We start from the raw sequence: 11,560 nt of genomic DNA, 5'->3' as shown, positions 1-11,560 counted from the left end.
CATGCGCGGAGTTTTCGTCGACGCCAACGAAGCCCTCGCCGTGATCATGGAGCGGCTGGAGAAACCAGGCGATCCCAAGGTGCGGATCAACAGGGATCCGGACATCAAGCCCGAGCAATACCCGGAAATCCTCGACGGCGCCGAGATCGCGATCGTCGACCACACCGCGCTGCCGACGGACGTCGCGAAGAAATGCATGGGGCTGAAGCACGTCGTGTTCCTCGGCACCGGCGCGCGCAGCTACATGAATCCGGAAGAGCTCGCCGAGCTCGGCATCTCCGTGCACCTGATCAAGGGCTATGGCGACACCGCCGTGGCTGAATCTGCGATCGCGCTGATGTGGGCCTCGGCCCGCGTCATCGCGATGATGGACCGCGAGATGCGCGTCGGCAACTGGCTGCGCGAAGACGGCATGCAGCTCACCGGCAAGACGCTCGGCCTTATCGGCTTCGGCGGCATCGCAGCAGAGGTCGCGCGCATTGCGTCCGGCAGCGGCATGAAGGTGATCGCCTGGAATCGCTCGCCGAAGAGCTCCCCGGGCGTCACGTTCACCGATCTCGACACGGTGCTGGCGACCAGCGACGTGGTGTCGCTGCACCTGCTGCTCAACGAAGAAACGCGCGGCATGATCACGCGCGAGAAGATCTTTGCGATGAAGCCCGGCGTCATCCTCATCAACACCGCGCGCGCCGCAGTCGTCGACGAGGTCGCCATGATCGACGCGCTGAAGTCGGGCCACATCCGTCACGCCGGCCTCGACGTCTTCAACGTCGAGCCCCTGCCCGGCGATCATCCGCTGACAAAACTGCCGAACGTGACACTGTCGGCGCATTCGGCGTTCCGCACGCCGGAGGCCAGCGAGAACCTGATTGAAGCGGCCTGGATTCACTGCCGCCGGATCGTGAAGGGATAAGAGCAACAACAAATGGCTGACTATCGCACCATCAAGGCCGAAGTGCTCACCAGCGTCGTCCGCGCCATCGTCAAGGCCGGCGGCTCCTCGGACCGCGAGGCCGAGCTCGTATCCGCCAACCTCGTCGAGGCCAATCTTAGGGGACATGACTCGCACGGCGTCGGCATGATCCCGCGCTATGTCCAGAGCGTCACCAACGGCGGCCTCGCCGTGAACCAGCACGTCAAGATCGTGCTCGACACTGGCCCGCTCCTCACCCTCGACGGCCTCACCGGCTACGGCCAGGTGATCGGCCACGAAGCGATGGAGCTGGCAGCCGAGCGTGCCAAGAGCAACGGCGTATGTCTCGTCGGTCTTTCCAATGCGCACCACATTGGCCGCATCGGCCACTGGGCCGAGCAGTGCATCGACCACGGGCTTGTATCGATTCACTTCGTCAACGTGATCTCGCGCCCGATCGTGGCGCCCTGGGGCGGCAGCGATGCCCGCCACGGCACCAACCCGTTCTGCGTCGGCATCCCGCGCAGGGGCAAAGAGCCGATCGTGCTCGACTTCGCCACCAGCAGGATCGCGCAGGGAAAGACCCGCGTCGCCCACAACAAGGGCGTCGAACTGGAGCCCGGCACCATCATCGACAATGAAGGCAAGCCCACGGTCAATCCGCGCTACACCGTGATCCCGCCGTACGGCGCTATTCTGCCGTTCGGCGAGCACAAGGGTTCGGGGCTCGCGCTCGTGTGCGAAATCCTCGGCGGCGCGCTCTCCGGCGGACAGGTGGTCAAGGGCCCGTCCGACGGCAAGTACAACGTCCTCAACGGCATGCTCTCGATCATCATCGATCCGGGCAAGCTCGGCACCGGCGAAAACCTCGCACGCGAAGTCGAAAGCTTCGTCGCCTGGCACACCGGCTCACCGCCTGGCCCCGGCGTCGACAAGGTCAAGATCGCCGGCGAGCCCGAGCGCGAGACCAAGAAAAAGCGCCTCGCCGAAGGCATTCCGGTCGATCCGACCACCTGGCAGGAGATTCTGGAGGCCGGGCAGAAGTTCGGGCTGGATCAGGCCGCGATCGAGAAGATCGTGGGGTAGGAAACCGCAACTGCTGTCGTCCCGGATCAGCGCAGCGAAGCGCAGATTCGGGGCCTATAACCACAGAAGGTGGTTTGGCGAAGACTCGTAGTCACCAACGTCGCGCCGCAACTACTCCCTGGGGTAATGGGTCCCGGCTTTCGCCGGGACGACGCCTCGGTTAGCAGCTCTGCTTAATCCACCATATCCGCGACCGCCTTGCCGCAGGCGGTCGTGTCGGCGTTGCCGCCGAGATCCCTGGTGCGCAGCGTGCGCTCGGCGAGCGTGCGCTCGATCGCTTCCACGATCGATCGGCCGGCTTCCTTCTCGCCGAGATGCTCGAACATCATCGCACCGGACCAGATTGCGCCGATCGGGTTGGCGATGCCCTGGCCCGCGATGTCGGGCGCCGAGCCGTGCACCGGCTCGAACACCGAGGGGAAATCGCCCTCGGGATTGATGTTGCCTGATGGCGCGATGCCGATGGTACCGGTGCAGGCCGGGCCGAGATCGGACAAGATGTCACCGAACAGATTCGAGCCGACCACGACGTCGAACCAGTCAGGATGCAGCACGAAGTTCGCGGTGAGGATGTCGATGTGGTACTTGTCCCACTTCACGCCCGGGAATTTCTTGGCCATCGCCTCCACGCGCTCGTCCCAATAGGGCATGGTGATGGAGATGCCGTTCGACTTGGTCGCCGAGGTCAGGTGCTTCTTCGGCCGCGATTGCGCGAGCTCGAAGGCGAACTTCAGGATGCGGTCGACGCCGGTGCGTGTCATCACCGTCTGCTGGGTGACGAATTCACGGTCGGTGTCCGGGAACATGCGGCCGCCGACGGAGGAATATTCACCCTCGGTGTTCTCGCGGACCACCCAGAAATCGATGTCGCCGGGCTTGCGGTTGGCGAGCGGCGACGGCACGCCGGGCATCAGCCGTACCGGCCGCAGGTTCACGTATTGGTCGAACTCGCGGCGGAATTTGATCAGCGAGCCCCACAGCGAAACGTGATCCGGAATCTTGGCCGGCCAGCCGACCGCGCCGAAATAGATCGCGTCGTGCTTGCCGATCTTCTCCTTCCAGTCGTCCGGCATCATCTGGCCGTGCTTCTCGTAATAGTCCCATGACGAGAAGTCGAAATGGTCGAAATGCAGGGACACGCCGTGTTTCTTGGCGGCCGCCTCCAAAACACGCAGGCCCTCCGGCATCACTTCCTTGCCGATGCCGTCGCCGGGGATGACCGCGATCCGGTATTGTTTTTTGCTCATCGAGAACGTCCTTGGTTGGTCCGGCAGCCGCCGTCTTTTGATCGCCCTGCAATGAACCAAAGTCGCGGGCAGTGCAACGCTGCACTGCAATGTTGACCGTGGCACGGCCGACCGCCTACTGATTTCATCGTATTCCTATCTTGCGAGTAACCCCCATGGATCTGCATCTGCGTGGCAAGCGTGTCCTGATCACGGGCGCGTCCAAGGGCATCGGCGCCGCCGCCGCCGAGGCGTTCGCCGAGGAAGGCGCGCATCTCCTGCTCGCCGCGCGCAGCGGCGATCAGCTCAAGGCGCTGGCGGACCGCTTGCGGTCTGCTCACCAGATCGACGCCGCGACGAGCATCGTCGACCTGCGCAAGACCGAAGGCATCGCACGGCTGGCCACAGAAGCCGCCGACATCGACATCCTCGTGAACAATGCCGGCGACATCCCCGGCGGCTCGATCGACAAGATCGACGAGGCGACCTGGCGCCACGCCTGGGAATTGAAGGTGTTCGGCTACATTAACCTCACGCGGCAGATCTACGCGCAGATGAAGGCGAAGGGCGGCGGGGTCATCGTCAACGACATCGGTGCGGCCGGCGAAAAGTTCGACGCGAACTACATCTGCGGCAGCGCCGGGAATGCCGCGCTGATGGCGTTCACCCGCGCGCTCGGCGGCAAGAGCCTCGCCGACAACATCCGCGTGGTCGGCATCAATCCCGGCCCTGTCGGCACCGACCGCCACGTCACGCTGCTCAAGACGCGGGCCATGCACCAGTTCGGCGACGAGAGCCGCTACAAGGAATTCCAGAAGAGCCTGCCGCTCGGCCGCCCCGCGCATGCGCGCGAGATCGGCGACCTCATGGCGTTCCTGGCGTCGGATCGCGCCGGCTATACGTCCGGGGTCATCTATACGGTGGATGGCGGCATCAGTGCCGGGTGGGGTTAGTTTCTCCAAGGTTATTTAGCCACCGTCGTTCCGGGGCGATGCAAAGCATCGAACCCGGAACCTCGAGATTCCGGGTTCGCCCTTCGGGCGCCCCGGAATGACAATCAAGAGATAGGAGTAAAATAGTTGTCTCAAGACCTGATCCGCGAAACCGCCCGCACCGTCGTCGACAAGTTGCGTTCCGGCGACGTCTCGCCGCTCGAACTGCTGGATGCGCTGGAGAAGCGCGTCGCTGAGGTCGACGGCAAGGTCAACGCGCTGCCGACGCTGTGCTTCGACCGCGCGCGGGCCAATGCGAAGGCGCTGATGCAGAAGCCGGCCGGTGCGCGCGGGCTGCTCGCTGGCCTGCCGGTGCCGATCAAGGACCTGACCGACGTCGCCGGCGTGCTGAACACGCAGGGTTCGCCGATCTTCAAGGACAACATCCCCGCGAAGTCCGACCTCATGGTCGAGAACCTCGAAACCAACGGCGCAGTCGTCTACGCGAAGTCCAACACGCCGGAATTCGGCGCCGGCGCCAACACCTTCAACGAGGTGTTCGGCGCAACTCTCAATCCCTGGGATACGTCCAAGTCCGCCGCCGGCTCCTCAGGCGGCGCGGCGGTGGCGCTTGCGACCGGCATGGCCTGGCTCGCCCAGGGCTCCGACATGGGTGGCAGCCTGCGCAGCCCGGCGGCGTTCTGCGGCGTCGTCGGAATGCGGCCGAGCATTGGCCGCGTCGCCCATACCCCCAAATCGGCGATCGATCGCAATCTCGGCGTGGTGGGCCCGATGGCACGCAACGTCGAGGATCTCGCCCTGCTGCTGGATGCCATGAGCGGCGACTATGCGGACGATCCGCTGTCGCTGCCTGCGCCTGCGACGTCGTTCCTGTCGGCGACACAGGCGGGCAAGAAGCCGAAGCGCATTGCCTATTCACCCGATCTCGGCATCACGCCCGTCGATCCTGAGGTGAAGGCCATCACACGCAAGGCCGCTGAGCGCTTTGCCGAGGCCGGCGCCATCGTCGAGGAGGCCCATCCCGACTGGCGCGAGGCGCATGAATGCTTCCACGTGCTGCGCGCGTTCGATTTCGCCATCACCAAGGCCAATCTGCTGCGCACCAAGCGGGACCTGCTCAAGCCCGAGGTGATCTGGAACATCGAGGAAGGCCTCAAGCTCACCGTCGAGCAGCTCGCGCGCGCCGAGGCGCAGCGCGTCGGCATGACTGCACGCGCGGTGGAGTTCTTCAAGACCTACGATCTCCTGCTGGTGCCGACGACGATCGTGCCGCCCTTTCCGATCGAAGACCGCTATGTCGCCGAATGCGCGGGCAAGAGGTTCGACAACTACGTCGAGTGGCTCGGCATCGTCTACGCCATCACGCTAGCGTGCTGCCCGTCGCTGTCGCTGCCCTGCGGCTTCACGGCGTCAGGCCTGCCGGTCGGCGTCCAGGTGGTGGGAGCCCCCCGCGCTGATGCACAAGTGCTCGCGGGAGCGAAGGTTCTGGAGGATATTCTGGGCCTGCGCGGCACGACGCCGATTGATCCGAAGGTGAAGAAGTAGCACGATCTACAACACGTACTCGGTAGTTCCCCTCTCCCCTCGTGGGAGAGGGTGGCTCGCCGCGAAGCGGCGAGACGGGAGGGTATCTCTCCGCGAGCGACTCCCTCACCGTCCGAACTCGAGGATAGAACCCCTCATCCGGCGCTTCGCGCCACCTTCTCCCACAAGGGGAGAAGGAAGATCACCTCACCGTCCGCTTGCCGCCTCCAGGCCGCGGCTATAGCGCGACATCGCAAAGCAGAACACAAAATAGATCGCGGCGACGAAGATGTAGACTTCGACCGAGAATTGCTGCCAGGCCGGATCGATGATCGCCGTCTTGGCCGTCGTCAGCAGGTCGAAGATGCCGATGATGAGGACGAGGCTGGTGTCCTTGAAGAAGGCAATGAAGGTGTTGACCAGCGGCGGGATGACGTGGCGGATCGCCTGCGGCAGGACGATCAGCCGGTGCTTGCGCCAATAGGACAGCCCCAGCGCCTCGGCGGCCTCGTATTGTCCGCGCGGCACGGCCTGAAGGCCGCCGCGAATGACTTCGGCAAGGTAAGCGCCCGCAAACAGGATGATCGCGATCTGCGCACGCAGCAGCTTGTCGATGTTGAAGCCGCTGGGCATGAACAGCGGAAACATCACGCTCGCCATGAACAGCAGGCTGACCAACGGCACGCCGCGGATCAGCTCGACATAGAGCACGCTGAGCGAGCGGATCGCCGGCAGCTTTGAGCGCCGGCCGAGCGCGACGAGGATACCGAGCGGGAAGCCGAAGGCGAGACCGAAGGTCGCCAGGATCAGCGTCACCGGCAGTCCGCCCCAGCGGTCCTGCGACACGAAGGACAGGCCGAACACGCCTCCCCACATCAGCACGCTGATCAGCGCCAGCACACCGATCCAGAGATAGACCAGCTCGCGCCGCCAGAAAGCACGGCGGCTGGAGAGATAGAACAGCGCGATGAACAGCACCACCGACAGCGCCGGCCGCCATTGCTCGTCGAACGGATAGGTGCCGAACAGGATGAACCGATATTTCTCGGGGATGATCGCCCAGCAGGCGCCGAAGCCGCGGACGGCACGGCACGCGCTGGAATCGTTCGCGGGCGTCAGCCACACTGCATTCGCGATGCCCCACTGCACGAAGCTGAAGATGCCCTTGGCGAGGATCGCCAGCAGCACGACCGACAGAATGCCGTTGGGGATCGACGAGAACAAATTGGTGCGCAGCCAGCGCAGCACCGGATTTCCCATCTGCGGGCGGCGCGCGGCGCGCGGTGCATCCGGACTATCGGTGATCGCCGTCATGCTCAGCGCTCCACCAGCGCGATACGCGCGTTGTACCAGTTCATGAAGAAGCTGATGCCGAGGCTGATGGTCAAGAACACCGCCATGATCAGCGCGATCGCCTCGATCGCCTGCCCGGTCTGGTTCAGCGTGGTGTTGGCGACCGAGACCACGTCCTGGTAGCCGATCGCGACCGCGAGCGAGGAGTTCTTGGTCAGGTTGAGGTATTGGCTCGTCATCGGCGGCACGATGACGCGGAGCGCCTGCGGCAGGATGATCTGCCGCAGCATGAAGCTGCGGCGCAGGCCGAGCGCGTTGGCGGCATCCCACTGCCCGCGCGGCACCGACTGGATGCCGCTGCGCACGATCTCGGCGATGAAGGCCGAGGTGTAGGCGACGAGCGCGATCAGGAGCGCAAAATATTCCGGCGCCAGCGTCAACCCGCCGACGAAGTTGAAGCCGCGCAGCTCGGGCCATTCGATCGCCCAGGGCACACCTAGCAGCACCGACACTGCCGCCGGCAGCATGACGATCAGGCCGAGCGCAAACGGCCATGCCGACCGCGGCTTGCCGTCCCGCATCTGCTGCGCGATCTGCCATCGTCTGAAAACATAGAACACGGCACAGCCCAGCGCGGCCGTGCCGAGCACCCAGAGTTGCGGCGCCCCGATCGGGATCGCCGGCAGGATCAGGCCGCGATTGGAGAGGAACACTCCCTCGAGCGGCCGGAACGCCGCGCGCGCGGCCGGCAGCCCCTGCATCAGCACGTACCAGAACAGGAGCTGAAGCAGCAGCGGGATGTCGCGGAGCGTCTCGACATAGACGGCGGCGAGCCGCGACAGCAGCCAGTTGGCCGACAGCCGCGAGATCCCGATCAGCGTGCCCAGGATGGTCGCGAGCACGATGCCGATCACCGCAACGCGCAGAGTGTTGACGATCCCGACGACGAAGGCCCAGAGGTAGGTGTCGCGCGGATTGTAGGCGAGCAGGCTGTCGGCGATCGGCATGCCCGCTTCGCGGCCGAGAAAGGCAAAGCCCGTGGTGATCCGGCGAGCGGAGAGATTGGTGACGGTGTTGGACCAGAGGAAGGCGATCACCCCGACCGCGATCCCGACCACCAGGACCTGCCAGAACAGGCCTTTCAGCTCCCGTTGTCCGAAGGCGCCGAACAAGCGGCGGCGCGGCGGCGGTCTCGGACCATCTGATGTCACAGCGCAAAAATCCTTCTCAAAAGCAATGATTTCCGGCGGCGCACGTCAACTGTTGCACCAAAAGCCAATTCATGCAACAAATGTTTCATGGCCGAGCCTGCGAAATCCTCGCCGCTGAGCGAACTGCGCATTGCATTGCCATCGCTCCCGATGCGCTTGCAGGAGGTCGGGCGCTTCGTCGCCGCCAATGATTACGACGCCACCACCCGCTCGATGCGCGATCTCGCGGCCGTTGCCGGCGCCGATCCCGCCGCGTTCACGCGGCTTGCAAAAGCCATCGGCTATTCCGGCTGGGACGCGTTGCGCGCGGCGCTGACCGAGGCACGGCGGCCATCGCAGACCTCGCCCTTCTCCGGCCGCGCCAAGAGCCGGCGTCATGGTCCGCACGCCGACGTCGCGCTCGTTACCGACAAGCTGGTGGCCGAGGCCGCCGGCCTTCCGCGCATTCCGGCGCAGCCGATTGCAGAGGCGGCCGGCGCGCTGCACGACGCCAAGCGGATCTGGATCGCGGGCTATCGCAGCTGCCGCAGCGTCGCGGAACTATTGAACTACGAACTGCGGCTATTTCGTCCCGAACAGGTGCAACTCGTCGGCGCGTCCGGTCCTGACGATCTGGATCTTGGCGCCTTCCGCCCCGGCGAAGCCGTCATCGTCATCGGCTTCCTGCCCTATACGCACGCGAGCGTCCGGGTCGCGCAGGCCGCCTATCGTGCCGGCGCGACGCTGATTGCGATCGCCGATAGCGTATCAGCACCGATGGCCGAGGGCGCCGACCATGTGCTGCTGTTCGAGGCAGCCTCTTCCCCGGGCTTTTTCCCAAGCCTCACCGGCGCGATCGCGATTGCACAGTCGCTTGCCGCGGTGACGTTCTCGCTCGGCGGCATCGCCGCGAAGAAGCGTCTGGAGAATACCGAGGCGCGGCTTGCCGCAGCTACCACCTACGTCTCGGAGAAAGGTTGATCCATGAGCACTCGCACCAGCCGCGTGCTGCACCGCTCGCTACGCGAAACGCCGCCCAAGGCGATCGGCGGCGAAGGCATCTATCTCTTCGCCGAGGACGGACGGCGCGTCATCGACGCCTCCGGCGGCGCCGCGGTCTCCTGTCTCGGCCACCAGCATCCGCGTGTGATCGCGGCGATGGCGAAGCAGGCGTCGACGCTCGCCTATGCGCACACCGCCTTCTTTTCGTCCGAGCCGGCAGAAGCACTGGCCGAGACGCTGGTCGGACACGAGCCCGGCGGTCTCGCCTACGCCTATTTCGTCAGCGGCGGTTCGGAGGCGATCGAGGCCAGCATCAAGCTCGCGCGGCAATATTTCATCGAGCGCGGTGAGCCGCAGCGACAGCATTTCATCGCGCGGCGGCAGAGCTATCACGGCAATACGCTCGGCGCGCTCGCCGCCGGCGGCAATGCCTGGCGCCGGGCGCCCTATGCGCCGCTGCTGTCAGCCGCCTTCAGCCATGTGACTCCCGCCTTTGCTTATCATGAGAAACACGACGGCGAGTCGGATGCGCAGTTCGTAGCGCGGCTCGCAGCCGAGCTAGAAGCTGAATTTCAACGGCTCGGTCCCAACTCCGTTGCGGCGTTCCTCGCCGAACCCGTCGTCGGCGCCACCGCCGGCGCGGTGACGGCGCCGGACGGTTACTTCAGGGCCGTGCGCGAAATCTGCGACCGGCATGGTGCGCTGCTCATCCTGGATGAAGTCATGTGCGGCATGGGCCGGACCGGCACCACGCATGCCTGGGAGCAGGAAGGCGTCGCCCCAGACATCCAGGCGATCGCGAAGGGGCTCGGCGGCGGCTACCAGCCGATCGGCGCGATGCTGGCGAGCGGCAGGATCATCGACACCATCCGGTCAGGCTCGGGCGCCTTCCAGCATGGCCATACCTATCTGGCGCACCCCCTCGCCTGCGCGGCCGCGCTCGCGGTGCAGGACGTGATCCGCGAGGACGGCCTACTCGATCGCGTCAAGGAGCGTGGCAAGCAGCTCGAGCAGCGACTGACCGAGCGCTTCGGCAATCACCGCCATGTCGGCGATATCAGGGGGCGCGGCCTGTTCTGGGCGATCGAGCTCGTCGCCGATCGCGCCAGCCGCACCTCGTTCGATCCGGCGCTCAAGCTCAACCAGAAGATCAAGGCGGAGGCCTTCGCCAACGGCCTCGGCTGCTATCCCGGCGGCGGCACCGTGGACGGCGTCCGCGGCGACCACGTGCTGCTGGCACCGCCCTATATCGCATCAGTCGCCGAGATCGACCTGATCGTCGACAAGCTCGGCACCGCCGTCGACAACGTGTTGCGTAGTGTCAATCATTGAGGGGAGAGTAGCATGATGAGGAAAGTGGTTATCGCAGCCGGCGTGCTCGCAGCATCGGCGGTGGCCGCGCAGGCGGCGACGCTCGACACGGTAAAGAGCCGCGGCACGCTGGTGTGCGGCGTCAGCGCAGGTTTTGCCGGCTTCTCGGCGCCGGACTCGCAAGGCAATTACAAGGGCCTCGACGTCGACTATTGCCGCGCGCTTGCGGCCGGCGTGCTGGGCGATGCCAGCAAGGTGCGTTACGTCTCCCTGACAGCGCAGAATCGCTTCACCGCGCTGCAATCGGGCGAGATCGACGTGCTCTACCGCAACTCGACGCAGACCTATTTGCGCGGCGTGACACTGGGCCTGCGCCAGGGCCCGATCAACTTCTACGACGGCCAGGGCTTTGTCGTGAAGAAGGACCTTGGCGTAAAGGACATCAAGGACCTCAAGGGCGCCACGGTCTGCGTCGCGCAGGGTACCACGCACGAGGTTACGCTCGGCGATTACGGCCGCGCCAACGGCATCGACTGGAAGCCGCTGGTGTTCGACCGCGTCGACACCATGTACCAGACCTTCTTCGGCGGCCGCTGCGATGCCATGACCCAGGATGCGTCCGCGCTTGCCGGCGCGGTGACGACCGCAGCGCCCAACCCGGCCGACTACGTCGTGCTGCCGCAGACCATCAGCAAGGAGCCGCTCGGGCCCTTCACCCGCAACGGTGACGAGGTCTGGAGCGACATCATCACCTGGCTGCATTACGGGCTGATCGAGGCCGAAGAGCTCGGCGTCACCCAGGCCAATGTCGATGAGATGGCGAAATCGCAGACGCCGGCGATCCAGCGGCTGCTGGGGGCCTCCGGCGATCTCGGCTCGCGGCTCGGGCTCGACAACAAATGGCTGGTCACGGCGATCAAGGCCACCGGCAATTACGGCGAGATCTATGAGCGCAATGTCGGCAAGGCGAGCCCGCTCAAGCTCGATCGCGGCCTCAACGGCCTCTGGAGCAAGGGCGGCCTGATGTACGCCGTGCCGTTCAAGTAAGGAATTCTCCCTCTC

The 11,560-nt window shown here is 65.3% G+C and carries 10 protein-coding genes; 7 read left to right on the top strand and 3 right to left on the bottom strand.

What is annotated here, in order from left to right; all coding sequences use genetic code 11:
• Position 1 precedes the first annotated feature (1 nt).
• Positions 2–913 carry a glycerate dehydrogenase gene (locus BJA_RS14470; RefSeq protein WP_011085702.1) on the top strand — a complete coding sequence of 304 codons (912 nt, stop codon included), beginning with the start codon at positions 2–4 and terminating at the stop codon, positions 911–913.
• A gap of 12 nt (positions 914–925) precedes the next feature.
• Positions 926–1,999, top strand: coding sequence for a malate/lactate/ureidoglycolate dehydrogenase (locus tag BJA_RS14465; RefSeq protein ID WP_011085701.1), 1,074 nt, complete (start codon positions 926–928; stop codon positions 1,997–1,999).
• 173 nt (positions 2,000–2,172) lie between these two features.
• On the opposite strand, the gene BJA_RS14460 is transcribed toward BJA_RS14465, so the two are convergent.
• Entirely contained in the window at positions 2,173–3,246 is a 1,074-nt protein-coding gene (locus tag BJA_RS14460; RefSeq protein WP_011085700.1) for a tartrate dehydrogenase, read from the bottom strand.
• Positions 3,247–3,401: 155 nt separating this feature from the next.
• Here BJA_RS14460 and BJA_RS14455 point away from each other — a divergent pair, with 155 nt between their 5' ends.
• Positions 3,402–4,178 carry an SDR family oxidoreductase gene (locus BJA_RS14455; protein WP_011085699.1) on the top strand — a complete coding sequence of 259 codons (777 nt, stop codon included), beginning with the start codon at positions 3,402–3,404 and terminating at the stop codon, positions 4,176–4,178.
• A gap of 126 nt (positions 4,179–4,304) precedes the next feature.
• On the top strand, positions 4,305–5,723 hold the full coding sequence (locus BJA_RS14450) for an amidase (protein ID WP_038965780.1): 1,419 nt from the start codon (positions 4,305–4,307) through the stop codon (positions 5,721–5,723).
• A gap of 186 nt (positions 5,724–5,909) precedes the next feature.
• Here BJA_RS14450 and BJA_RS14445 read toward each other — a convergent pair whose 3' ends face one another.
• Together BJA_RS14445 and BJA_RS14440 are read right to left on the bottom strand one after the other, a co-directional pair.
• Positions 5,910–7,016, bottom strand: coding sequence for an amino acid ABC transporter permease (locus BJA_RS14445; protein ID WP_011085697.1), 1,107 nt, complete (start codon positions 7,014–7,016; stop codon positions 5,910–5,912).
• A 2-nt stretch (positions 7,017–7,018) separates the two neighbouring features.
• Positions 7,019–8,206 (bottom strand): amino acid ABC transporter permease, encoded by a 1,188-nt coding sequence (locus tag BJA_RS14440; RefSeq protein WP_011085696.1) that lies wholly within the window; start codon positions 8,204–8,206, stop codon positions 7,019–7,021.
• Between the two features lie 87 nt (positions 8,207–8,293).
• Between BJA_RS14440 and BJA_RS14435 the strand changes: the two genes are divergently transcribed.
• Genes BJA_RS14435 through BJA_RS14425 form a run of 3 tightly spaced genes read left to right on the top strand, consistent with a single transcriptional unit; the run spans position 8,294 to position 11,545 of the window.
• Positions 8,294–9,166, top strand: coding sequence for a MurR/RpiR family transcriptional regulator (locus tag BJA_RS14435; protein WP_011085695.1), 873 nt, complete (start codon positions 8,294–8,296; stop codon positions 9,164–9,166).
• A gap of 3 nt (positions 9,167–9,169) precedes the next feature.
• A complete protein-coding gene (locus tag BJA_RS14430; protein WP_011085694.1) occupies positions 9,170–10,519 on the top strand; it encodes an aspartate aminotransferase family protein in 1,350 nt (449 codons plus the stop codon).
• Positions 10,520–10,531: 12 nt separating this feature from the next.
• Positions 10,532–11,545, top strand: a complete 1,014-nt coding sequence (locus BJA_RS14425; protein ID WP_011085693.1) for an amino acid ABC transporter substrate-binding protein — start codon at positions 10,532–10,534, stop codon at positions 11,543–11,545.
• Positions 11,546–11,560 lie beyond the last annotated feature (15 nt).

This window comes from Bradyrhizobium diazoefficiens USDA 110 (genome assembly GCF_000011365.1).
GTDB classification, from domain to species: Bacteria; Pseudomonadota; Alphaproteobacteria; order Rhizobiales; family Xanthobacteraceae; genus Bradyrhizobium; species Bradyrhizobium diazoefficiens.
Note: the sequence above shows the minus strand (reverse complement) of the source record. Positions and strands in the feature narration are given on the sequence as shown.

What these genes read in the sequence shown, in the direction of transcription:
- BJA_RS14470 (WP_011085702.1), top strand. Translation starts at nt 2, where the DNA reads ATGCGCGGAGTTTTCGTCGACGCCAACGAAGCCCTCGCCGTGATCATG.
- BJA_RS14465 (WP_011085701.1), top strand. Translation starts at nt 926, where the DNA reads ATGGCTGACTATCGCACCATCAAGGCCGAAGTGCTCACCAGCGTCGTC.
- BJA_RS14460 (WP_011085700.1), bottom strand. Translation starts at nt 3,246, where the DNA reads ATGAGCAAAAAACAATACCGGATCGCGGTCATCCCCGGCGACGGCATC.
- BJA_RS14455 (WP_011085699.1), top strand. Translation starts at nt 3,402, where the DNA reads ATGGATCTGCATCTGCGTGGCAAGCGTGTCCTGATCACGGGCGCGTCC.
- BJA_RS14445 (WP_011085697.1), bottom strand. Translation starts at nt 7,016, where the DNA reads ATGACGGCGATCACCGATAGTCCGGATGCACCGCGCGCCGCGCGCCGC.
- BJA_RS14435 (WP_011085695.1), top strand. Translation starts at nt 8,294, where the DNA reads ATGGCCGAGCCTGCGAAATCCTCGCCGCTGAGCGAACTGCGCATTGCA.
- BJA_RS14430 (WP_011085694.1), top strand. Translation starts at nt 9,170, where the DNA reads ATGAGCACTCGCACCAGCCGCGTGCTGCACCGCTCGCTACGCGAAACG.
- BJA_RS14425 (WP_011085693.1), top strand. Translation starts at nt 10,532, where the DNA reads ATGATGAGGAAAGTGGTTATCGCAGCCGGCGTGCTCGCAGCATCGGCG.